The organism is Vogesella amnigena (assembly GCF_042648905.1).
GTDB classification, from domain to species: domain Bacteria; phylum Pseudomonadota; class Gammaproteobacteria; order Burkholderiales; family Chromobacteriaceae; genus Vogesella; species Vogesella amnigena.
Genome location: NZ_JBHRYH010000021.1, coordinates 1 through 21748 on the forward strand (window position 1 = coordinate 1; position 21748 = coordinate 21748).

Genomic DNA, 21748 nt, shown 5'->3' on the forward strand with positions numbered 1-21748 from the left:
GTCGAGCTGGGCAAGCAGACGTTGAAAGGATTGGGTATCCATCATCGCGCTCCTGGTGAGGTGCTTGCTTCAGCTTAGTTACCAACTCGTAATTGGGACATAGCCTTTTTTATTGCCGGCTGCTCAACGCAGTGCCTGGCGCGCGAAATCCAGCAGGCCGGCATTGCCATGTTGATGGCAGGTGCTGACGCAACGTTGGCCGCAACGCCACAGCGGGCGCAGTAAACGCCCCGGGCGCACCAGCGCCAGCAGCTGTTCGCACAGCTGCATGCCGGCATCGAAACAATCGTGCCCCAAGGCCAGGCTATGGCGGCTGGACGCCCGTTGCCAGTACGGCCAGTAGCTGCTGCCGCTGGCCACCGCCAGCCACAGGTGCGCATACGCCAGGCCCTGAGCACGCTGCCAGCTTTGCCAGCTCTGCCGCTGCGCGCGCTGGCAATCCAGCCACGCCTGCGGCAGGGCCGTCGGGTAGTGCGGGTGCAGTGTGGTCATGGCACACCTCCGATTGTGCAATGCAACAATTCGGTATAGCCCAGCCTGCGGCATCACTCCAGCGCTTTTTCCAGCCACACGATGGCGTCGTCCGCCGCGCGTGGATGCGGCTCCACCCCGGTCTGCACGTAACCACAGCGCAGATAGAAAGCCAGGTTGCCCGGCAGATTGCGGCGAATCGACAGCCGCAGCCGCGCATAGCCACGCGCCCGCGCCAGCGGCTCCAGCCAGGCCAGCAGCTGTTGGCCGCAACCCTGGCCCTGCAGCTGCGGCAGCACCGCCACGCGCTTGATCTCCGCCACTGCGGCATTGCCGGTAGGCAGCAGGCAGGCGGTGGCCACCGCCCTGCCAGATAGCTCACCGATGGCGAACAGTTGCCCCTGCGCCAGCCGTTGCCTCAGCGTGGCCGCATCCTCGTCCAGCGCCGTGGGCCGGCTGGAGACCACGCCCAGCAGCGGGCTGAATGCAGCCTGCAGCAGCGCACGCAGGGTATCCACATCCTCCGGCCCGGCCAGCCGGCATGCGAGCTTGTCCATGCTTCCTCCTGATATCGTCACAGACTGGCAGAAGCAAAAAAATGCCGCAACGTCCTGCGACGTTGCGGCCAACCCTTCTTAGGTGCCCGTGCATAACCTTCTTGCAAAAGATCATGCCCAGGCTTCGCTTCACACTACATAAGGAGGGGACAAACGCTGTGCATCATCAGATTTCCACCCAGCGCGGGCTGGTGAGTGCCACCGGCTGCAGCACGGTGTCCAGTTGCTGCTGGGTGAGCAGGCCGCGGCGCAGCACGATGTCGTACACGCTGCCGCCGGTGTGGTGAGCTTCCGTCGCCACTTCGGTGGCGGCGGCGTAACCGATGTAAGGGTTGAGCGCGGTCACCAGCCCTACCGAGCGGTGCACGCTGTCGCGCAGGTAATCGACATTGGCGGTGATGCCCACCACGCAGTTGTCGCGCAGGGCATCGCAGGCATTGGCCAGGTGGCTGACGCTGCGGAACAGGCTGTAGGCGATTACCGGCTCGAAGGCATTGAGCTGCAGCTGGCCGGCTTCTGCCGCCATGGTCACCGTCATGTCGTTGCCGATCACCTCGTAGGCCACCTGGGTCACCACCTCCGGAATCACCGGGTTGACCTTGCCCGGCATGATGGACGAGCCCGCCTGCCGTGCCGGCAGGTTGATTTCGCCTAGGCCGGCGCGCGGGCCGGAGGACAGCAGGCGCAGGTCGTTGCAGCTCTTGGACAGTTTTACCGCCACGCGCTTGAGCACGCCGGACAGCTGCACGAAAGCGCCGCAGTCCTGGGTGGCCTCGATCAGGTTGGGCGCGGTCTCCAGCGCGAGGCCGGTGAGCGCCGACAGTTTCTCGCACACCAGCGGAGTGTAGTCCGGGTGGGCATTGATGCCGGTGCCGATGGCGGTGGCGCCCAGGTTGATTTCCAGCATCAGCGCGCTGGCTTCGTACAGCCGCTGTTCGTCCTCGCCCAGCATCACCGCGTAGGTACGGAATTCCTGGCCCAGGGTCATCGGCACCGCGTCCTGCAGCTGGGTGCGGCCCATCTTCAGCACGTCGGCGAATTCGTCGGCCTTGTCGTCGAAGGCATCGCGCAGACGGGCCATGGCCGCCAGTAGGCGCTGCACACCCCAGAAGGTGGCCAGGCGCAGCGCGGTGGGATACACGTCGTTAGTGCTCTGCCCCATATTGACGTGCTCGTTGGGGTGCAGATGCTGGTACTCGCCCTTGCCGTGGCCCAGCAGCTCCAGCGCGCGGTTGGCGATTACCTCGTTGGCATTCATATTGGTGGAGGTGCCGGCGCCACCCTGAATCACGTCGACCACGAACTGGTCATGCAGCTTGCCGGCGCGGATCTCCTCGCAGGCCAGCACGATGGCCTCCTTGTGATGATCGCTCAACAGCCCCAGCTGATGGTTGGCCAGCGCCGCCGCCTGCTTGATCACCGCCAGCGCACGGATCAGGTCGCCGTAACTGGCGATGGTCTGCCCGGTGATGGGGAAGTTCTCGATGGCGCGCAGGGTGTGCACGCCCCAGTAGACATGTGCCGGCACTTCGCGGTCGCCGAGCAGATCGTGTTCCAGGCGGGTGGTCATGGTGTGGGTTTCGCGGTGAGGTTGGGTGCTGCGCAATGTAGCGCCAGCGGCCAAATCACCGCCAATTCCGAATGCCGATCGGATCATGCAGGATTTGCATCATCCGGCAACACGCCTGCTGCAGACGTGAAAAAGGCCGCATTGCGCGGCCAATTATTTGTATCCGCTGCGCGGATGGTGTTTAAAGTTGCCGGTTCCGCCCGGCGGACGGGGCGGGGGGCGTACCGCCGCCCCCCTCCACCCCCGCTCGCCCTAATGGTCCGCGAAACCCCGGTCAAAAAGGCATTCGCCAGGCGCCGGCAATTCGCCGTTTGCTAACGTCAAACGGCTCAGCTGCCGTCTTAAAACCTGGCGAACACCATTTTGACCGGCGCTCCCCGTAGGGCACTTGGGCGCTACACAACGTAGCCCGCATGCATTTTGGCTTGCGGGCCAAGACGGTATCTACGCTTGGCCGCAGCCATGCCGGCGCTACACCGCCGGATAGCGCTGCGCCAGCCGCTGCCACAGCGCATCCAGCGCCGGCAGCTCGCGGCGGGCGTCGCGGTAGACGCGAATCTCCATCTGCAGCGACCAGTTATCGTCGCCGGCCAGTGCCAGCTGCCCGGCGGCCAGTTCGCGCTGCACCGCACTGTGCGGCAGGAAGGCCATGCCGTGCCCTTCCAGCACCATGGCTTTCAGGCCTTCGGCCATATCGGTTTCGAAGCAGCGCTGCAGCGCCGCCGGCTCGGGCGAGCGCTGCAGGATCAGCTCCACCATGCGGTGGAAGTAGGCGTTCGGGCCGTAGGCCAGGAAGGGAATCGGCAGCCGCTCCTCGCCCGGCAGCTGCCATTCCGCCGTGCCGTCCGGCAGCTGGCGGGTGAACGGGCGCAGCGTCTCGCTGCCCAGCACCAGCGCCTGGTAGCGCTCGGCCGGCAGCTCCACCGGGTGGCGCGGGTGGTGATAGCACAGCATCAGGTCGGCGTTGCCTTCCGCCAGCGCCACCACCGCGTCGTGCACGTTGTGCGCCAGCAGGCGCCAGGAAATCTCGCTTACCGCCTCGTGCTCTTCGGCCAGCCAGCGCGGCACGAAGCCGAACGACAGCGTGTGCGGCACCGCCAGAGTCAGCGTGGCGGCATCGGCCGCCTGCAGCGCGCGCACCTGGCTGCGGGCGCTGGACAGCTCGCCCACCAGCACGCGCGCCTTGTCGCGCAGCAGCTCGCCGGCCGGCGTCAGTTGCGTCGGCCAGGTGGTGCGGTCGATCAGGTCTGCGCCGAGCCAGCTCTCCAGCGACTTGATGCGGCGCGAGAATGCCGGCTGCGTGAGGTGGCGCAGCTCGGCCGAGCGAGTGAAGCTGCCGGTTTCGGCCAGCAGCAGGAAGTCTTCCAGCCAGCGGGTATCCATCAGGGGCTCCTGCAAAAGTTGGCCGCAGCCTACCGCACTGCCGCCTCGCCCGCTACCAGGCGCTGCTGCCAGCGCAGCCAGCGGCCTGTTCCCTGCCACACCCAGCGCAACACCTTCCAGCCCAGTACGCTACCGATCAGCCCCAGTACGGTCAGCACCAGCCCCAACACCAGCACGCTGCCGGACGACGCTTTCTGCAGGCCGCTGAGCTCGACACTGCCGGCGCCGTCGCGGATATGCAGCTGGGCCAGGTTGCCGCTGGCGTCGCGCTCCAGGCGGAAGTGCTCGTCACCATCACGTGCTTCGATCACCAGCTTGCCACTGGCCGGGTCCGGCTCGATGCGCACGCTTTCGCCATGCTCACCCTCGATGTTCAGCCGTGGCGGCTGGCCATCGCGCGGACCAGCGGCAATCAGCCATGGGCCGATACCGCTGTCGTTGACCACGATATTGTCCAGCGATGGCCAGCCGAACGCGCTGTGGCTGGCCCAGCTGCCGGTGATCACCACCCCGGCGATCAGCAGGCCGACAGCGCCCAGCCACAAGCTACCCAGCCAGGTGAGCAGGAACAGGTAGGGAAATGCCAGCAGCACGTTGAGCAGCCCCAGGCCGGCCAGCGCGCCCAGTGCCTGCTTCATGTTGGCGGGGCTCTTGTCGGCCTCCCAGTCGGCCAGCTTGCGCTCGGCGGTGAGCTCGCGCGCCAGCCGCTCCGGCTCGCCCAGCGCGGCGCACACGTCGGCCTCGCTGCGGCCGTCGGCGGCGGCATCGTCGAAATAGGCTCGGTAATCGGCCAGAATCTCGTCGCGCTCGGCGGGGCTCAGCTTACCCAGCGCGGCGGCCAAGCGTTGCAGATACTGTTCACGGTTCATGGTGCTTCTCCTTCAGTCCGGGCGTGGCCCAGCACGGCATTGATCTCGGCTACGAAACTGCCCCACTCCTGGCGCATGCTGGCCAGCGCATCGCGCCCGGCCGGCGTCAGCCGGTAATACTTGCGGGCCGGCCCGCTGGCCGACTCCACCAGGTAGGTGCTCACCCAGTCATCGGCCTGCAGCCGCCGCATCAGCGGGTAGATGGTGCCCTCGCTGATGTCCATGCTCTGGGCCAGCGTGCTGACGATCTCGTACACATAGCTGTCCTGGCGCGCCAGCACCGCCAGCACACACATTTCCAGCGTGCCCTTGCGCAGTTGCGTCTTCATGGTTGCAGCACCACCGCAGCTGGCTTGCACTGCGGCTGGCAGCGCGCCGGCCCTGTCCACATACGTTTCATGACTCACTCTCCTCACTACCTTGCAATACAAGGAACCAGCCGGCATCGTGCTGCTGATGATGAGGTCATCCTAGCAGCACACTACTGTGTATTGCAAGGTAGCTGTCACCACATGCGTGCATCGCTAGCCGCCAGATGAAGCGGGACGAGAAGCAACAACGGCTCGCGACCCTGCACGACAGCCGTGCCCCCGGCAGCAAAACGCTCGCCAGCCGCAGGCATACAAAAAGCCGCCCGAAGGCGGCTGCGGCGCAACGATGAAAGAGGTGGCAACCAGGAGTGGCGCAGACAACGAACTGCGGCTACTCCCTACTCCCCATTCCCTACTCCCGCTCTTCAGGCCGACTGCTTGGCGAACGCCGGTTCCAGTTCCTGGCGCGGTTCCGGATCGATATCGTCGTCCTCGTCCAGCTCCGGCTGGGCGGCACCCAGTGCGTTTTCGGTCTTGGCTACCACGCTGGCGGCAATCGCGTTGCCCAGCACGTTGGTGGCGGAACGGCCCATGTCCAGGAAGTGATCCACGCCCAGCAGCAGCAGCAGGCCGGCTTCCGGGATATTGAACTGCGCCAGGGTGGCGGCAATCACCACCAGCGAGGCGCGCGGTACGCCGGCCATGCCCTTGGAGGTCACCATCAGGATCAGCATCATGGTGATTTCCTGCGACAGCGACAGATCAATGCCGTAGGCCTGGGCAATGAAGATGCTGGCGAAGGTGCAGTAGATCATGGAGCCATCGAGGTTGAACGAGTAGCCCATCGGCAGCACGAAGCTGGCAATGCGGTCGCTGCAACCGAAGCGCTTCAGGCGGTCCAGCGTCTTGGGGTAGGCGGCCTCGGAGCTGGCGGTGGAGAACGCCAGCAGCGCCGGCTCGCGCACCGCTACCAGCAGCTCCAGCACACGGCGCTTGAGGAACACGCTGCCCATCAGCAGCAGGCACAGCCACAGCGCGCCCAGCGTCAGGTAGAACTGCGCCATGAAGCTGCCGTAGGTGGAGAGAATGCCCAGGCCTTCCTTGGCCACCATGCTGGCAATCGCCGCGAACACCGCGAACGGTGCGAAGTTCATCACGTAGCCGGTGACCTTCAGCATGATGTGCGCCACGGCGTCGATAGCGTCGATCAGGCCGCGGGCCTTGTCGCCGACAGCGGAAGCGGCGGTACCGAAGAACAGCGAGAACACCACGATGGCCAGGATCTCGTTCTTGGCCAGCGCATCGAACACGCTCTTGGGAATCAGGTGGCTGATGAAGTCCTTCAGCGTCAGCGCACCCTTCTCGATGCCGGAGCTGGCGGTCACGTCCGGCAGCGGCAGGCCCAGGCCCACGCCCGGCTTGAGCAGGTTCACCATGAGCAGACCCAGCGACAGCGACACGAAGGAGGCGGTAAGGAACCAGCCCATGGTCTTGGCGCCGATGCGGCCAACGGTGGCGGAGTCGCCCATGCGCGCGATGCCCACTACCAGAGTGGAGAACACCAGCGGCGCGATGATCATCTTGATCAGGCGCAGGAAGATATCGGTAAGAATGCTCAGCTGCTCGGCGAAGGCGTTGATGGCCTCCGGGCTGCCGGCGGTTTCACGCCAGCCGTAGCCGGCAACGATGCCCAGCAGCATGGCTGCCAGGATCATGGCGGTAAGTCGGTTGATTTTCACGGTGGTTTCCCTGTGCTGTCTTCACTGAAAAACCTCCTTTGTAGTGCGATTGCTATTGTCGTCGGTTCTCTGTCCGGAACCTGTTTGCCGGCGGGGACCGGCCTTCATCGCGGATGGCTATCACCATCTGTCGTGAAGGGGAGGCATTAAAACAGAAAACACCGGGCTTGCCAGCCTTCGCTTTCCCTAATGTCGATAAAAAACCCCGCCGGCATGGGCGGGGTGTGACGGAAATACCGCAGCGCTGGCAGCTACCGGTGCTAGGCCCTCGTGGCCTGGCTCACCCAATCCGCGGTGGCCTCGGCGGCGCGGAATTCGTGCACCACGCCCTGCAGCAGCGCAAATGCCCGTGGCGCATCCAGCGCCTGGCAGGCTGCGCCCAGCGCCGCCAGGTGGCCATCCAACTCCGCCGCCGGCAGGTGGTATTCCTGCGCGCGCATGATGCGCGGGTGCTCGGTGGCCAGCACGCCGTCGCCGATCAGCAGCTCCTCGTACAGCTTCTCGCCCGGGCGCAGCCCGGTGCAGCGAATCTCGATGTCGCCGTGCGGATGCTGCTCGTCGCGCACCTCCAGCCCGGACAGATGCACCATGCGCCGCGCCAGGTCGATGATCTTCACCGGCTCGCCCATATCCAGCACGAACACATCGCCGCCCTGCCCCATAGCCCCGGCCTGAATCACCAGCTGCGCCGCCTCGGGAATGGTCATGAAGTAGCGGGTGATGTCCGGGTGGGTGAGCGTGACCGGGCCGCCAGCGGCGATCTGGCGCTTGAACAGCGGCACCACCGAGCCGGAACTGCCCAGCACGTTGCCAAAGCGCACCATCACGAAACGGGTGGCGCTGCCACGCGCATGCCGCGCCTGCAGTGCCAATTCCGCCAGCCGCTTGGTCGCGCCCATCACATTGGTTGGCCGCACGGCTTTGTCAGTGGAAATCAGCACGAAGGTCGCCACGCCGGCCGCTTCCGCCGCCTGCGCGCAGCTGTCGGTGCCGAAGGCGTTGTTGACGATGCCGGCAATCGGGTTGTGCTCCACCATCGGCACATGCTTGTAGGCGGCGGCGTGGTACACGGTTTCCACCGCGAACGCCTGCATCACCGAGGTGAGCCGCGCCAGGTCGGTGACCGTGCCCAGCACCGGCAGCCGCTCCACCGCCGGCGCCAGCTGCGCCAGCTCCTGGTCGATGCTGTACAGCGCGAATTCGGTGAGCTCGAACAGCACGATGCGCACCGGCTGCTGCTTGACGATCTGGCGGCACAGCTCGGAACCGATGGAGCCGCCAGCACCGGTAACCATTACCACCTTGCCGCGGATGTTGGCCGCCAGCAGCTCGCCGCGCGGCGGCACCGGGTCGCGGCCCAGCAGGTCGTCGATTTCTACCTCGCGCAGCTCGTCCACCCGCACCTCGCCGGACACCAGGTCGGCCATGCCCGGCAGGCGCTTGATCGGCACGTGCAGGGTTTCCAACTGCTCCAGGATCTGGCGGTGGCGGCCGCGGCTGGCCGATGGCATCGCCAGCAGGATCAGCCCGGCATCGGTATCGTCCACCAGCTCGGCGATGGTTTTTGGGTCGTGCACCATCAGACCGCGGAAGGTGCGGCCCCACAGCTGCGGGTTATCATCCACGAAGGCCATCGGCCGGTACTCGCGGCCTTCCTGCAGCGCCACCATCAGCTGCAGGCCGGCACGGCCGGCGCCGTAGATGATCACCGGCCGCCGCGGCGCGTCCAGCGCGTCGATACGGCGCACCACACCGCGCAGCAGGAAGCGGCTGCCGCCGATATAGGCCATGGCGAACACCCAGAAGATGATGATGGCGGTGCGCGGGAACGGCCCGATGCCGGCCATCAGGATCACCGCCATCAGCACCAGCACCGACAGCGACACGCCGACGAATACGGTGTACACGATGCGGTCGTCGAGGAATTTCAGCACCGCGCGGTACAGGCCGAGCTTGATGAAGATTGGTAGCACCCATAGTGGCGGCACCGCGAAAATCCACAGGTAAGGGTCCAGCTTCGGATCCCAGTTGCCGCCCAGGCGCAGCACTACCGCGCTCCACATCGCCAGCGGCAGCAGCAGCGCATCCAGCAGCATCAGCAACGCCATCTTGTGATGGCGCGAGAAGGAAAGCAGTTTTTCCAGCATGTTTGAACCTATTGGCTGCCACCAGCACACAAAAACCTGCTGGCCACGAAAACCACGAAACCACACGAAAACCCGGCGCTACTCGCCCGCCAGCTAACGGCAAGAGCAGTAGCGGTTAGCCACCTTGGCGCTATCAAGCAGGAGGGAAGTCTAGTCCCGATGTTCGTGTCGTTTGGTGGTTTTCGTGGCCGGTATTCCCGTGTTTCCGTGGCAGAAAATTAACGCGTCACGATCTTCAGCAAAGTGGCGAGGATGATCCGTACATCCCCGAGCAGGGTGTAGCTCTGCGCATAGCGCAGGTAGTAGCCCAGCTTTTCCGGCAGCACCTGCTCGATGTAGGCACGCTCCGGGTCGGCAGCCTTACCCAGTATCTCGTTCTCGTCGATCATCTTGATCGACGCCCAGTCGGAAATGCCGGGGCGCACCGACAACACGATGTCGCGCACATTGTCCGGGTAGCAGGCCACGTACTTGGGCACCTCCGGGCGCGGGCCGACCAGGCTCATGTCGCCGTACAGCACATCCAGCAGCTGCGGCAGCTCGTCCAGCTTGGTCTTGCGCAGGATATGCCCGGCACGGGTGACGCGGCTGTCCGCGCCCACCGTCAGCTGGCCGGCAGCCTCGGCATTGATGCGCATCGTACGGAACTTGTGGATGCGGAACAGCCGGCCGCCGCGCCCTACCCGCACCTGGCGGAAGAACACCGGGCCGGGCGAATCCAGCTTCACCCACAGGCCAATCAGCAGCAGCAGCGGCCAGAGCAGCCACAATCCGGCCAGTACGGCGATCAGGTCGAACAGGCGCTTCAGCAACGGCGAGCCGTGGGATGCGGCCAACGTTGGCCGCAGCGTATCGATGCCTTTTTCTTCGGACTGCGCCATCACTTACCCAGCAGCTGGCGCACGGCGGCGATCACACGGGTCTGATCGTCATCGCTCATGCGGGTGTACAGCGGCAGCGTCACCTCGGCTTCGAACGCCGTGTCGGCTACCGGAAAGCTTTCGCGCTTGAGGCTGTAGCCATCGCGCCATACCGGCTGGCGATGCAGCGGAATGAAGTGCACCGAGCAGCCAATGCCCAGCTCCGCCATGCGCGCGATGAAATCGTCGCGGCTGATCCCGGCCTCCGGCTTGAGGCGTACCGGGTACAAATGCCAGGCGTGGTTGCTGCCGGCATCGGTGGGGCGAGCCGGCAGGATCAGCGGCAGGTCGGCCAGCTCGCGGTCGAAGCGTGCAGCCAGGGTTTCGCGTTTGGCCAGGAAGGCATTGATCTTCTTCAGCTGGTGGATGCCCATCGCTGCGGCGGTATCCGGCATGTTGTACTTGTAGCCGGGGGCGACTACCTCGTAGTACCAGGCCGGGGTCTTGGAGGTGTAGCGGTCGAAGGCATCACGGCTGATGCCGTGCAGGCGCATCACCTTGCAGCGGGCGATGATCTCCTTGTTTTTCGACACCACCATGCCGCCTTCGCCGGTGGTCATGGTCTTGTTGGCGTAGAAGCTGAACACCGTCACATCGGAATCCAGCGTGCCGATCAGCTTGCCCTTGTAGTAGGTGGGCATGGCGTGGGCGGCGTCTTCCACCACCTTCAGACCATGCTCGCGGGCAATGGCGATGATCTCGTCCATCTCGCAGGCAAGACCAGCAAAGTGCACCGGCATGATGGCGCGGGTTTTCGGCGTGATGGCAGCGCGGATCGCTTCCGGGCGGATGTTGAACGTCGCCGGGTCCACGTCCACGATCACCGGGTGCGCGCCGAGGTAGCGCACCACCTCGGCGGTGGCGGTAAAGGTGTAGCTGGGCACGATCACCTCGTCGCCCTCTTTCACCCCCACCGCCTCCAGGGCCAGGTGCAGGCCGGCGGTGGCGGAGTTGACTGCAATCGCTTCCACGCCGTCACCGATAAACGCCGCAAAATCGGCCTCGAACTGCTTGGTCTTGGGGCCGGTGGTTACCCAGCCGGAACGCAGCGCGTCGACTACTTCGTTGATTTCATCTTCGCCGATATCCGGCAGCGCAAACGGTAGGAATTTCTGTTCAGCCATTGTCTTGTCTTTCATTACCTTGCCGGCGGCACTGCGCCACCGGGTAAAAATTCTTGCGGCCAACGTAGGCCGCGTCATTCATGCCATGTGCCGGCGGAACGCCGCGTTGCGGCTTCCGCCCTACTTCAATCGGTCCGCCAGCCGCTTGCCGATTTTCTGCGTCGGCAGCTCGACGCAACGGTTGATCGCCAGCGCCAGGCACCAGGTTGCCGCCAGCGCGATGATCACCATCAGCCACCACGGGGTGCCGTATTGTGCCAGCGTGAACAGGATGGCGTAACCGGGCACCGAGTGGCAGACATACCAGGCGTAGCTGACACTCGCCACACGGGTGAGCAGCGGTGCAGCCACCAGCTGTGGCCGCAAGGCGCCGGCCAGGAACAGTACGATGCCGATGCCGTAGCTGGCGTACAACTCTGGCGAGCCCCAGTTGGTCACCCACACGAACAGCGCCAGCAGCACAATGAAGTGCGCCGCCGTCTCCAGCCTGCCGGCCTGCCCGGTGCGGTAGAAGTACAGCCAGCAGCCGGCGAACATCAGCGGGAAGTAGCAGACGATGGTCTGGAAATTGTTGGGGGCGGCAAAGCGCGTCAGCCACGCCACCAGCGGCAGCAGCAGCCAGATTGCCCACTTGATGCGCCGGCCGGTGAGCGCAAATGCCGCGCCCAGCATGGCGTAGAACCACAGTTCCACCTTCAGCGTCCACATCACCGGGTCGATATTGCTGCCGCCCAGCCAGTCCTGGAATGCAATGCTGGCGTGGCCCAGTACATCGGCGCGAGTCACGTCGAACTCGCCATCCGGCAGCCAGGATGCCAGCCACAGCGCGGCAACTGTCAGCGTCAGCCCGGCCCAGTAGGTGGGGTAGATGCGAAACAAGCGCGATACCGCGAAGCGCGCCGCACCCATGCGGGTGAGCGACAGCGGAATCAGCAACCCGGAGATCAGCAGGAACAGCCCCACGCCCACCGCGCCCAGGTTGAACGGCAGCACGAAGGAGGCGCCATGGTAGCCCTCGATCGGCGGCAGGTTCATCACCTCGGCAATGCGGTCGCGCCGCTGCCAGAAGATCTGCGTGTAGTGGAACAGCACCACGGCCAGCATGGCCAGGCCGCGCAGGCCGTCGGCAAAGTCGAAGCGGATGTGTTGCTGTTGCTGGCTCATGCTGCTCCCGTCATCAAAAGGTTGGCCGCAGGCAGCTTAGCGCATGGCCTGCAGGAAGCGTTTGGCCAGCACCGCGTAGTCGTGCTTCGCCAGCACGTAAGCTTTGCCGGCGGCGCCCATGCGGCCGCGCTCGTTCGCCGTCAGCGCCGCCATGCGCCGCAACGCGTCGGCAATCGCCGCCGGGTCTTCCGCCCCGACGCTGATGCCGGCGCCGGCCTCGGCCACCATGTCATTGCCGGCTTCCACCGAATGCACTACCGGCTTGCCGGCCATCATGTAGTCGAACAGCTTGTTGGGGTTGATGCCGAAGCGGTAGATGGGCAGCTTGCGCCAGCCGATGTACAGCGCGTCGCACTCGGCCAGGAAAGCCGGCACCGCGCGCTTGGGAATCGACGGCAGGAAGGTGACGTTAATCAGCCCCAGCGCCTGCGCCTGGCTCACCAGTTCCGCCTTGTCCGGGCCATCGCCCACCAGCACGATGTGCAGGTTCTGCGCCGCATCCTGCTGCAGCTGGCTTGCCGCCTGCAGCAGGAAATCCAGCGCGTTGGCCAGGCCGTGGCCGCCGGCGTAGCCGACGATGAAGCGCTTGTCGGCCTTCAGTTCCGCCAGGCGCATGCGGTGCTCGGCTGGCAGCGGCTCGCTGGCGCCCTGCCACTCCCCCACGTCCACGCCGTTGGGAATCACCACGTATTTTTCCGGCGCCATGCCATGCGCCAGCATGTAGTCCTTCGCGCACGGCAGCATCGATACCACGGAGTCCGCCTTGCGGTAGCCGAAGTCCTCCGCCCACTGCAGCAGGCGGATGAATGGGTGCTTCGGACTCATGCCGCCCACTTCCACCGGCGTCAGCGGCCACAGGTCATGTACTTCGTACACCAGCTTCGCCCCGGTCTTGCCGGCGATGAAAGCCGCCGGAATGGTATCCAGCGGGTAGGTGGAAGAGGCAATCACCACGTCCGGCCGCCACTGTTTGAGGTAGCGCCCGGACAGGCCCATCACCCGGCCGAGGAATCGGAAAATGTTGATCACCCGCTTCAGGCCGTTGCCCTCGTAGCGCGGCGTGCGGCACCAGGTGTAGCGGATGCCGTCGATGTCCTGGTCGGCGTAGTTGCTGCTCAGCTGCGGGTTGTGCTGGCGCAGGTGAGAGTAATCCGCCGCCAGCATGTGCACCTCGTGCCCGGCCTTTACCCATTCGCGGGCCAGGTAGTAGGGGCGGAATTCCATGCCGTGCTGCGGGCTGCCGGCATAGTGGTTGATGTACAGAATGCGCACGTAACTCTTTCCGGACACCCCGACAAGCTCCCGCTTTCGTCGCGATACTGCGTTGTTCACGAAAAATCCCTCCTTACATATCAACCATATGCGGCGTCGGGATATTTCATTCGCGCCTTGTCTCGCTTAGAAATCGGGGCTTTTCGAAGCGCCCTATTATTATTCGGCCGGGTTGGCCGCAAGGTCTTCAGAACAGCCCGGCCATGATATTGATCATCAACGCCACCACCGTGGTGTTGAACAGGAAGGACAGGATGCAGTGCACCGTGCCGATACGGCGCATGTGGCGACTGGCCAGGCTGACATCCGCTGTCTGCCCCGAAGTACCGATCACTGCCGAGAAATAAAAAAAATCGGCGTAGTCCGGCGTGTCATCGCCAGGAAACTGCAGCGCCGGCGCTTCGCCACGTGCCAGACCGACAAAATAGGCATGCGCGTAGTGCAGCGCGAACATGGTCTGGGTGAACAGCCAGGAGCTCAGGATGGTAACGGCGGCCAGCAGCACATGGCCGGCGCGCTCGGCGCCATGCAGCTCGCGCGCGGCGGACAGCTGCAGCGCTATCGCCAGCAGGCAGGTTACCGAGGCAAACACCACCAGGGTGAGAATGCTGCGCTGGCCGACATCTTCCTGTAGCGCACGGCGGCGGATGTGTTCCTCGCTGGCGCCGGCCATCATGTGCGCTGCCAGCAGCAGGTACAGCAGCGCACCGCCATTCCAGCCCAGCATGAAGGCGGTCATCCCACGCAGCGGCAGTAACTGCTGCCACTGCGCCAGCAAGGCTAGCAGCAAGCCGAATGCGCCGGCGGAAAGCAGCCGCGGCCGCGCCAGCAGCATGCGCAGTGGCGTGATGGCGTGGTGGCGATGTGGATGGGTGGCAGTCATCGCTAGATCTTTGTTGTTGCAAGATAGCTGCGCTGCAGGCGCTGCCAGTCACTACTAGCCAACACCGCCCCTGCCCCGGACCAGATCAATAGCCCCAATAACAACTGTTCATTGCTAAACAACTTGCCACCATCTGCCCAATGCAGGCCGACCATCACCAGCCCCAAGGTCCAGCCACGGGCCGGTATGCCATAGCGCAGCAGGAAATACAGCTTTCCCTTGCCCGCCACGCGCTTCCAGCCGGCAAAATCGTAGCGTTGTTGTCGTGCCAACCAGGCTGAGTAGCACTGCAAACTCAACATATACAGCAACATCACGGCAAAGATTCGCCACATGATGCCAACACCGAGCGTGTCGCCACTGAGCGCTTTCACCCCCAGCAGGACAGCTGTCGCTAGCACGGCCCACCCTACTGTTTGCAGATGTCCGATCATCTTCATGATTCACTTCCCAGCTGGCGGTACAGCGCCACCAGCTTGTCGGCCTCGGCCGCCCAGCTGTACTTGGCCAGCACCGCGCGCTTGCCGGCCTCGCCCATCGCCTGGGCGCGGGCATCGTCGGCCAGCAGCGTGGCAATGGCATCGGCGATGGCGCGCGGATCCTGCGGATCCACCAGCAGGCCGCAGCCGGCATCCTCGACGATGCCGCGCCACAGCGGGAAATCGCTGGCAATCACCGGCATGCCGGCGGCCATGTATTCGAACAGCTTGATCGGCAGCGATTCCACGTAGCTGGGCGTGGGCAGCAGCGTCACCAGTCCCACCTTGCTCTGCGCCAGCACCGTGGCCACCCCGGCGCGGTTCAGCACGCCCAGGTCATTGACGCGGCTCCAGCCGGCCTCGCGTTGCAGCGCGGCCTTGAGATCCGGCTCGCTCCAGATGCCGGCCAGGTTCAGCCGGGTATCGGTGTCCGGCAGCGCGGCGATGATGGGCTCGATGCCGCGGGTACGGCTGATGCCGCCCAGGTAGCACACCTCGTTGCGGCGGCTGGCCCACGGCGTATCTCGGATCAGTTCTTCCAGAATCGGGTAGTTGCACACATCAATGCAGCGGCGGGCGCCGGCCTGCTCGAAGCGCTGGCGGATCACCGGCGTGGCGGCGACGATGGCGTCGAAGCGGCGCGCGGCGTAGTCCTCCAGCGTTTCCACCCCGCGCGACACCCATGGCCGCGCCATGCCGGGAATCCAGTGCTTGGCCAGCACCTGGCGCGGCACGTCCTCGTGCACGTCGTACACGATCTTGATGCCGGCCTGCTGCAGACGCAGCGCGGCGGGAATCAGCTCCGGGTCGTGAAAATGCGCCACGTCCGGCATCAGCGCCAGCGCCTGCTGGTACACACGCTTCACCGTGCCGGTCATGCGCGACAGCCGGCCGCCGCTCTTGGGGCCGACGTCGTGAAAACGCACGCCGCGGTTGATCTCGTCGCCGTTGCCATCAGCCACCACCAGGTGCACCTCGTGGCCGGCGGCGGCCAGGCTGGCGCACTCCTTCACGAAGATGCGGATATCGTGGCGCGGGTGGGCGCTGGTGAGATGGGCGATTTTCATAAGCTCTTCAACTACCTTTCCTTGGCCACGAACCCCACGAAAAAACACGAAAAGAACCGCATCGTTCTCCCCTATCACCACTGCTCAGACCGGCTGTTCTGACGGCATGCCGGGCATGCGGCCAACCATCTGACCTGTTCGTGTTATTTCGTGGTTTTCGTGGCAAAAAATTCAAAGCAATTCGCGGTAAATCTGCGCAAAGCGCGCCATATTGGCCTGCTGCAGCCCCTTCTCTTGCACCAGCCGGCGATTCAGCGCCACCGCCTCGGCCAGTTGCGCGTCGTCGCTAGCGCGCAGCAGCTGGGTTTTCAGGGCTGCGCCCAGCCGCGCTACGTCCTCGACGATGGCTCCGTTGACGCCATCCAGCACCCATTCCAGGTTGGCCGGCAGGTTGGATAGCAGCGGCAGACAGCCATGGCCCATGGCTTCCAGCAGACTGATGCTGGTGGCATCGCTTTCCGGCACGCTGACAAACACGCGGGCATCGCGGTACAGCCCGGCCAGCACGTCCGGTGCCACGAAGCCGGTGAAGTGGATGCGCTGCAGCTGCAGCGACCTGGCGAGCTTGAGCAATGCATCGGTCTCGCTACCGCTGGCGGCCACGGTAAGCGACCAGCCGGCGAAGCGCGCATCGGCCTCTACCTCGGCCCAGGCGCGCACGATTGCATCGATGCGGTACAGCGGTTTGTGCAGGCGGCAGGACAGCACGCTCAGCGGCTTGGCGGCGATATCCGGCTCGGCCGGCAAGGCGTCCATGCCGAAGTTGAGCACGTCCATGCGCTGCAGTGGCGCCAGCTGGCGGCACACGGCAGCCATGTGCAGCGAGTCACTGCTGACAGCGCTGGCAGCCGCCAGGTTGGCCGCCACCATGCGCTTCATCAGCGCATTCTGCTGCGGCAGCAGCAGTACATCGGAGCCCCAGGTGGTGAGCAGCCATGGCGTGGTTTTGCCGGCCAGCGCGCGGCGCGCGTGCCAGGCCACGCTATTGGCCTGGTGTACGTGCACCATGTCCGGCTGCAGTTCGTCGATCAGCGCGGCGATGCGGCTGGCGGTGCGCAGCGCGCGCAGACTGAAATCCACCTGCTCCACGCGGCCAAGGTTGGCCGCATGGTAGCGCTCCGGCAGCGGGCCGCTGCTGACCAGGTGCACCACCTCCACATGCGGCGCGATGCCGGCCAGGTAGCGGAAGGTGTGCACCGAGGCGGAGCCGATCAGCAGCAGTTTCATGCCGATTCCTCGTGGCGTTGCAGCAGACGGCCCAGCGCCTGCTGCAGGCGTTGCAGCCGTAAATCCAGCGCGCGGTCTGCTGCCAGGTTGATATTCACCGGCAGGTTGAACACCGTGGCGGCCAGCGCCTCGGCATCCGGCGCGCTGCCGGCCTGGTAGCCGTGGCGGAACGAGCCGGCCGGGTGGATCACGTCATCAAACCACACGCCGATGTTCAGCCCGCTGGCCGCAGACAGCTCGCGCGCCAGCCGCGCCTTGTCCAACACGTGAAATGGCAGCGCAAACGGGTAGCGTACCCAGTGGGTATCCGCCGGCGCCTGCCACTGGGTGATGCCCGGTAGCGCGGCCAGTGCCTGGCGGTAGCGGGCAACCAGCTGCTGCTTGTGCGCCAGCGTGGCCGGCAAGCGCGCCAGCTGCGCGCGCAGCAGCACGGCGGACAGCAGCGGCATCTCGCGGGCCGGGTGTGGCGCGCCGTCGCGTACTTCGTGGTCGCCGGAGCGGTAGATCAGCCCCAGGCGCCGCACCAGCGCCATGCCGATGCGCCCCTGCAGCGGCCAGCGCGCAGACAGGATATGCGCCTTCAGCGTGGCCAGCAGTCGCCACTGGTCGGTACAGCTCACCTCGGGCAAGGCAGTCTGCGGCAGTTCGGCGCCAGCCGGCAGCAGCGCGAAACCGCCGATGCCACCGGTGAGGTTCTTGGAGTATTCGAAGCTGAAGAACGCCCCGTCGTGATAGCTGCCCAGCCATTGCCCGGCGCAACGCGAGGCAAAACCATGCGCCGCGTCATCGACGAAACGCACCTGGCGGTGCTTCTCGCGCAGCCAGGTGGGCACCTCGCAGGCGATGCCGAAGTTGTGCGGCACCACCACCACGCGGGTATTGCGGCGGATGGACAGGTCCAGCAGCTGCCAGTCGTAGCCCATGCTGCCGCGCTGGATATCGACAAAGCGCAGCGTGGCGCCGCTGGGCGGCACCTGGTTGGGCACCACCACGCAGGTGAACGCCGGCACGATCACCTCGTCGCCCGGCCCCACGCCATGCAGTTGCAGCAGCTCGGCAAAGGCGGCACGACCACTGTCGTACAGGCGGATGCGCGGCTCGTCCACCTGCAGCAATGCGGCCAACTCGCGGCGCAGTGCTGCGCGCTGGCGCCTGCGCCCCAGCAACATGCCGGGCAGCGCCAGCAGAAAACGGGCAAAGCTCAGGGAATTGGCAGTCAGCACAGCGCTTTCACCTTTCTGGCCGGCTGGCCGGCATATACCCAGCCGCTTTCCAGCTCGCCTTTCACCACGCTGCCAGCGCCAATCACGACGTTGTCGCCGATACGGCTGCCCGGCAGCACGATGCAGCCGGCACCGATGAACACATTATTGCCGACGTGGATGTCGCCATCGATATGGCAGGCGGTGAACGGCGTGGCCGGCGCATCGGCGGGTATGCCGTTGCTGTGGCAGAAGAACATGCTGCGCGGCCCCACCGCCACATGGCTGCCGAACTGCAGCTGCCGGCTGCCGATCAGGCAGTAGCAATGCGGTGCCAGGTGGCTGTGCGCCCCCAGCTGCAGGCGGCCGGCGCCCTGGGTCAGCACATCGCAGCCCCAGTACAGCCGGGCATGCTCGCCCAGCTGCAGCGCGGCGGCATGCACCCTCGCGCCGGGGTTGACCCGCGCCGAGCCGGCCAGCCGTGCACCTCGCAGCCGCAGCCAGCGGCTCCACAACAGCAACAGGATTCGATCAAGCATGGGAAGCTTCCCGATGGCGCAGCAGGCGGAATACCCACGCCACGTAAGCTGCAAAATAGACTGTCATTACCGCCGACATCAGCGCGAATGCCTGCATGGCATCGCGGCTGGCCAGATAGAACGCGGCAAATGCCGCCAGGTTGACGATAACCCCGAACAGCACGAACAGGAACGACGCGCGCTGGCGGCCGATCACCATCGGCACCATGAACGCCGGCCCGGCCACGAAGGCGGCGGCGAAATACGGCGTCAGCACCGCGGCGATCTCGCCCGCGCCCTGCCACTGCGGCCCGAACACCAGCGCGAACAGCGGCCCGCCCCACAAGGCGAGCAGGCCGAACGGCAGCAGCGACAACAGCGCCAGAATCAACAAGGCGCGCTTGAGCAAGCCCGACAGCCGCTGCCCCTGGCCGGCGGCTTCCGCCAGATCGCGAAACACCACCTGCGCCACCGCCTGCCCCACCAGCGCCGCCGGCAGTTTGAGCACGCGCAGCACCAGCGCGTACTGGCCGACGACAGCGGCGCCGGACAGCGCGCTGAGCAGTGCCAGCAGCAGCGAATCCTGGAATGCCACCACGAAGGCATGCGGTGTATTGACCAGGGGAAACTCGCGATAACGCTGCGCCACTGCGCGCAGCTGCTGCCGGCGATGGCCGCGCAGCCAGGCGCAACCCTGGGCCAGATCGGCGCGCGCCAGCGCCAGCAGCGCCAGCGCCTGCCCCAGCAGCTGCGACAGGATCAGCCCGGCCGCGGCCAGGCCGGACCAGCCGGCCGCCAGCTGCAGCAGCGACACCCCCAGCGACTGCGCCACCCGCCCCTGGGCGTTGGCCGCATAGCGCCGCTGGCGATTGTTCCATGCCGTCCACGCCGCCACACTGCCCGCCAGCCACACGCCTATGGGCAGCCACGGTAGCCACGGCGCCAGCTGCGGCGCCCGCAGCAGCCCGGCAATGGCGGCATGCCAGGGCCAGAACAGCAGCTGACACAACAGCAACAGGCCGGTATTGATCAGCAGCGACAGCCGCATCAGCCGCGCCGCGTCGGCGTCCTCGGCCGGCAGCACCACCGCCATGTCGAAACGCGCGGTGGCGATCACCGCCAGGTTGGACAGCCAGGCCACGAATACCGCCAGCACCCCGAAATCGGCCGGGGTATACAGCCGGGTGAGCAGCGGGGCGAACAGCAGCGGCAGCAGCTGCGCCAGCGCGGCACCGCTAGCCAGCGTGGCCACATTGCGGGCAAAGCCGCCGGCGGCCAGCCGCTGCCGGAATGCGGCCAGCTTCATAGCAGCTGCACCCCGAACGGCCGCAGCAGCCAGGCAAACACGCCGAACAACAGCATGGTGAGCACGGCGCTGGCTCCCAGCGCCGGCCAGAACCCCAGCCGCGCCAGCAGCCAGGGAAACAGCAGGAACATCGGCAAGGTGGGCAGCACGTACCAGAAGGTGTACCAGGCGTGGTTGCCGATCTTGCTGGCCGGCTGTTTTTCCAGCTGCAGCCAGATCAGCGTCAGGATGGTGACCAGCGGCAGCGAAGCCAGCAGCGCACCGAGCTGGTCGCTACGCTTGGCCAGCTCCGATACCAGCACCACCAGCGCGGCGGTCAGCAGGTACTTGAACGCCAGAAATGCCACTTAGCCCAGCGCCTTCTTTACTGCCGCCACGATGGCATCCTGGGTGGCTTCATCCAGGAACGGGTGCATCGGCAGGCTCATCACGCGCTTGCCGGCGGCCTCGGCCAGCGGGAAGCTGCCCTCGCCCTGCCCCAGGTGGGCGAATGCCGGCTGCAGGTGCAGCGGAATCGGGTAGTGCACCGCGGTCGGCACGCCCAGCTGCTGCAGCGCCTGCTGCACCGCCTCGCGGTTGTCCACCTCGATGGTGTACTGCGCGTAGACGTGAGTATTGCCCGCCGCGATCACCGGCACGCGTGCCACATCCTGCAGCAATTCGCTATAGCGGGCGCCGATGCGCGCACGCGCCTCGACCTCGGTCGGGAAGCTCGGCATCTTGGCCAGCAGTACCGCGGCCTGGATGGTATCCAGCCGGCCATTGAGGCCGATCACCGGGTGATGGTAGCGACGGTCCTGACCGTGGATGCGGATCTCGCGCATTTTCTTCGCCAGCTCGTCGTCATTGGTGAACACCGCACCGCCGTCGCCGTAGCAGCCCAGCGGCTTGCTGGGGAAGAAGCTGGTGGTGCCGATGGTGCACAGGTTGCCGGAGCGCTTGCCATGCTGGCTGGCGCCGAAGCTCTGCGCGCCGTCTTCGATCACCGGCAGGCCATGTTTGGCCGCAATGGCGTTGATGGCATCGAAATCGGCACACTGCCCGTACAGGCTAACCGGCATGATGGCGCGGGTGCGCGGGGTGATGGCCGCTTCCAGCAGCGCAGGGTCCAGGTTGTAGCTAACCGGGTCGATATCGACGAACACCGGCTTGGCGCCAAGCAGGGCAATCATCTCGCCGGTGGCAATGAAGGTGAACGGGGTGGTGATCACCTCGTCGCCCGGCTTGATGCCCAGCGCCATCAGCGCGATCAGGATCGCCTTGGTGCCATCGCACACGCCGATGGCGTGTCTGGCGCCGGTGTAGTCGGCCAGCTGCGCTTCCAGCTCCTTCACCTCCGGCCCCATGATGTACTGGCCGTGATCCAGCACCGCGTGGATGCGGGCGTCGATATCGGCCTTGAGATGCTGGTACTGCGCTTTCAGATCGATGAACTGGATGGACATGGTTCCGATTCCTTTTTTTGCCACGAACCCCACGAAAAAACACGAAAAGCAGTACTCGGCAATTGGCACGGATGCTCTTGCACGCCAGTCATGG

General features: G+C 65.5%; 21 protein-coding genes. All 21 read right to left on the reverse strand.

Going from position 1 to position 21748, the window contains the following annotated elements; all coding sequences use genetic code 11:
* Positions 1–123 precede the first annotated feature (123 nt).
* The 21 genes from ACFOKJ_RS09740 to ACFOKJ_RS09840 all read right to left on the reverse strand — a co-directional run bounded on the left by ACFOKJ_RS09740 (position 124) and on the right by ACFOKJ_RS09840 (position 21654).
* Positions 124–492 carry a hypothetical protein gene (locus ACFOKJ_RS09740; RefSeq protein ID WP_390279067.1) on the reverse strand — a complete coding sequence of 123 codons (369 nt, stop codon included), beginning with the start codon at positions 490–492 and terminating at the stop codon, positions 124–126.
* Between the two features lie 53 nt (positions 493–545).
* Entirely contained in the window at positions 546–1028 is a 483-nt protein-coding gene (locus ACFOKJ_RS09745; protein WP_390279069.1) for a GNAT family N-acetyltransferase, read from the reverse strand.
* 166 nt (positions 1029–1194) lie between these two features.
* On the reverse strand, positions 1195–2598 hold the full coding sequence (gene aspA, locus ACFOKJ_RS09750; RefSeq protein ID WP_390279071.1) for an aspartate ammonia-lyase: 1404 nt from the start codon (positions 2596–2598) through the stop codon (positions 1195–1197).
* Between the two features lie 471 nt (positions 2599–3069).
* On the reverse strand, positions 3070–3981 hold the full coding sequence (locus ACFOKJ_RS09755) for a LysR substrate-binding domain-containing protein (RefSeq protein ID WP_390279073.1): 912 nt from the start codon (positions 3979–3981) through the stop codon (positions 3070–3072).
* A gap of 29 nt (positions 3982–4010) precedes the next feature.
* On the reverse strand, positions 4011–4850 hold the full coding sequence (locus tag ACFOKJ_RS09760; RefSeq protein ID WP_390279075.1) for a DUF1700 domain-containing protein: 840 nt from the start codon (positions 4848–4850) through the stop codon (positions 4011–4013).
* Positions 4847–5179 (reverse strand): PadR family transcriptional regulator, encoded by a 333-nt coding sequence (locus tag ACFOKJ_RS09765; protein ID WP_390279077.1) that lies wholly within the window; start codon positions 5177–5179, stop codon positions 4847–4849. Before ACFOKJ_RS09765 ends, ACFOKJ_RS09760 begins: the two co-directional genes overlap by 4 nt.
* Positions 5180–5586: 407 nt before the next feature.
* The gene (locus ACFOKJ_RS09770) at positions 5587–6900 is read right to left on the reverse strand and encodes a dicarboxylate/amino acid:cation symporter (RefSeq protein ID WP_390279079.1); all 1314 of its coding nucleotides are present in this window, start codon (positions 6898–6900) and stop codon (positions 5587–5589) included.
* A gap of 260 nt (positions 6901–7160) precedes the next feature.
* Positions 7161–9047 carry a polysaccharide biosynthesis protein gene (locus ACFOKJ_RS09775; RefSeq protein WP_390279081.1) on the reverse strand — a complete coding sequence of 629 codons (1887 nt, stop codon included), beginning with the start codon at positions 9045–9047 and terminating at the stop codon, positions 7161–7163.
* 218 nt (positions 9048–9265) lie between these two features.
* On the reverse strand, positions 9266–9928 hold the full coding sequence (locus tag ACFOKJ_RS09780; protein WP_390279083.1) for a sugar transferase: 663 nt from the start codon (positions 9926–9928) through the stop codon (positions 9266–9268).
* On the reverse strand, positions 9928–11091 hold the full coding sequence (locus ACFOKJ_RS09785; RefSeq protein WP_390279085.1) for a DegT/DnrJ/EryC1/StrS family aminotransferase: 1164 nt from the start codon (positions 11089–11091) through the stop codon (positions 9928–9930). The genes ACFOKJ_RS09780 and ACFOKJ_RS09785 overlap by 1 nt, the downstream gene beginning before the upstream one ends.
* A gap of 120 nt (positions 11092–11211) precedes the next feature.
* The gene (locus ACFOKJ_RS09790; RefSeq protein WP_390279087.1) at positions 11212–12255 is read right to left on the reverse strand and encodes an acyltransferase family protein; all 1044 of its coding nucleotides are present in this window, start codon (positions 12253–12255) and stop codon (positions 11212–11214) included.
* Between the two features lie 36 nt (positions 12256–12291).
* Positions 12292–13527, reverse strand: coding sequence for a glycosyltransferase family 4 protein (locus ACFOKJ_RS09795; RefSeq protein ID WP_390279089.1), 1236 nt, complete (start codon positions 13525–13527; stop codon positions 12292–12294).
* A 187-nt stretch (positions 13528–13714) separates the two neighbouring features.
* On the reverse strand, positions 13715–14410 hold the full coding sequence (locus ACFOKJ_RS09800) for a DUF1345 domain-containing protein (protein ID WP_390279091.1): 696 nt from the start codon (positions 14408–14410) through the stop codon (positions 13715–13717).
* A gap of 2 nt (positions 14411–14412) precedes the next feature.
* Positions 14413–14850, reverse strand: a complete 438-nt coding sequence (locus ACFOKJ_RS09805) for a hypothetical protein (RefSeq protein ID WP_390279092.1) — start codon at positions 14848–14850, stop codon at positions 14413–14415.
* On the reverse strand, positions 14847–15956 hold the full coding sequence (locus ACFOKJ_RS09810) for a glycosyltransferase family 4 protein (RefSeq protein WP_390279093.1): 1110 nt from the start codon (positions 15954–15956) through the stop codon (positions 14847–14849). The genes ACFOKJ_RS09805 and ACFOKJ_RS09810 overlap by 4 nt, the downstream gene beginning before the upstream one ends.
* A gap of 171 nt (positions 15957–16127) precedes the next feature.
* Positions 16128–17183 (reverse strand): glycosyltransferase, encoded by a 1056-nt coding sequence (locus ACFOKJ_RS09815; protein WP_390279095.1) that lies wholly within the window; start codon positions 17181–17183, stop codon positions 16128–16130.
* Entirely contained in the window at positions 17180–18406 is a 1227-nt protein-coding gene (locus ACFOKJ_RS09820; RefSeq protein WP_390279097.1) for a DegT/DnrJ/EryC1/StrS family aminotransferase, read from the reverse strand. Before ACFOKJ_RS09820 ends, ACFOKJ_RS09815 begins: the two co-directional genes overlap by 4 nt.
* Positions 18400–18924, reverse strand: a complete 525-nt coding sequence (locus ACFOKJ_RS09825; protein ID WP_390279099.1) for an acyltransferase — start codon at positions 18922–18924, stop codon at positions 18400–18402. Before ACFOKJ_RS09825 ends, ACFOKJ_RS09820 begins: the two co-directional genes overlap by 7 nt.
* On the reverse strand, positions 18917–20209 hold the full coding sequence (locus tag ACFOKJ_RS09830; protein WP_390279101.1) for a lipopolysaccharide biosynthesis protein: 1293 nt from the start codon (positions 20207–20209) through the stop codon (positions 18917–18919). Before ACFOKJ_RS09830 ends, ACFOKJ_RS09825 begins: the two co-directional genes overlap by 8 nt.
* Positions 20206–20556: a DUF3147 family protein gene (locus ACFOKJ_RS09835; RefSeq protein WP_390279103.1), complete on the reverse strand. Its 351-nt coding sequence runs from the start codon at positions 20554–20556 to the stop codon at positions 20206–20208. The genes ACFOKJ_RS09830 and ACFOKJ_RS09835 overlap by 4 nt, the downstream gene beginning before the upstream one ends.
* Positions 20557–21654 (reverse strand): DegT/DnrJ/EryC1/StrS family aminotransferase, encoded by a 1098-nt coding sequence (locus ACFOKJ_RS09840; RefSeq protein WP_390279104.1) that lies wholly within the window; start codon positions 21652–21654, stop codon positions 20557–20559.
* Positions 21655–21748: the final 94 nt, after the last annotated feature.

Coding starts and splice junctions, on each gene's coding strand:
- ACFOKJ_RS09765 (WP_390279077.1), bottom strand. CDS start 5,179: ATGAAGACGCAACTGCGCAAGGGCACGCTGGAAATGTGTGTGCTGGCG.
- ACFOKJ_RS09815 (WP_390279095.1), bottom strand. CDS start 17,183: ATGAAACTGCTGCTGATCGGCTCCGCCTCGGTGCACACCTTCCGCTAC.
- ACFOKJ_RS09800 (WP_390279091.1), bottom strand. CDS start 14,410: ATGACTGCCACCCATCCACATCGCCACCACGCCATCACGCCACTGCGC.
- ACFOKJ_RS09840 (WP_390279104.1), bottom strand. CDS start 21,654: ATGTCCATCCAGTTCATCGATCTGAAAGCGCAGTACCAGCATCTCAAG.
- ACFOKJ_RS09755 (WP_390279073.1), bottom strand. CDS start 3,981: ATGGATACCCGCTGGCTGGAAGACTTCCTGCTGCTGGCCGAAACCGGC.
- ACFOKJ_RS09805 (WP_390279092.1), bottom strand. CDS start 14,850: ATGAAGATGATCGGACATCTGCAAACAGTAGGGTGGGCCGTGCTAGCG.
- ACFOKJ_RS09830 (WP_390279101.1), bottom strand. CDS start 20,209: ATGAAGCTGGCCGCATTCCGGCAGCGGCTGGCCGCCGGCGGCTTTGCC.
- ACFOKJ_RS09775 (WP_390279081.1), bottom strand. CDS start 9,047: ATGCTGGAAAAACTGCTTTCCTTCTCGCGCCATCACAAGATGGCGTTG.
- aspA (WP_390279071.1), bottom strand. CDS start 2,598: ATGACCACCCGCCTGGAACACGATCTGCTCGGCGACCGCGAAGTGCCG.
- ACFOKJ_RS09740 (WP_390279067.1), bottom strand. CDS start 492: ATGACCACACTGCACCCGCACTACCCGACGGCCCTGCCGCAGGCGTGG.
- ACFOKJ_RS09745 (WP_390279069.1), bottom strand. CDS start 1,028: ATGGACAAGCTCGCATGCCGGCTGGCCGGGCCGGAGGATGTGGATACC.
- ACFOKJ_RS09785 (WP_390279085.1), bottom strand. CDS start 11,091: ATGGCTGAACAGAAATTCCTACCGTTTGCGCTGCCGGATATCGGCGAA.
- ACFOKJ_RS09790 (WP_390279087.1), bottom strand. CDS start 12,255: ATGAGCCAGCAACAGCAACACATCCGCTTCGACTTTGCCGACGGCCTG.
- ACFOKJ_RS09810 (WP_390279093.1), bottom strand. CDS start 15,956: ATGAAAATCGCCCATCTCACCAGCGCCCACCCGCGCCACGATATCCGC.
- ACFOKJ_RS09825 (WP_390279099.1), bottom strand. CDS start 18,924: ATGCTTGATCGAATCCTGTTGCTGTTGTGGAGCCGCTGGCTGCGGCTG.
- ACFOKJ_RS09760 (WP_390279075.1), bottom strand. CDS start 4,850: ATGAACCGTGAACAGTATCTGCAACGCTTGGCCGCCGCGCTGGGTAAG.
- ACFOKJ_RS09780 (WP_390279083.1), bottom strand. CDS start 9,928: ATGGCGCAGTCCGAAGAAAAAGGCATCGATACGCTGCGGCCAACGTTG.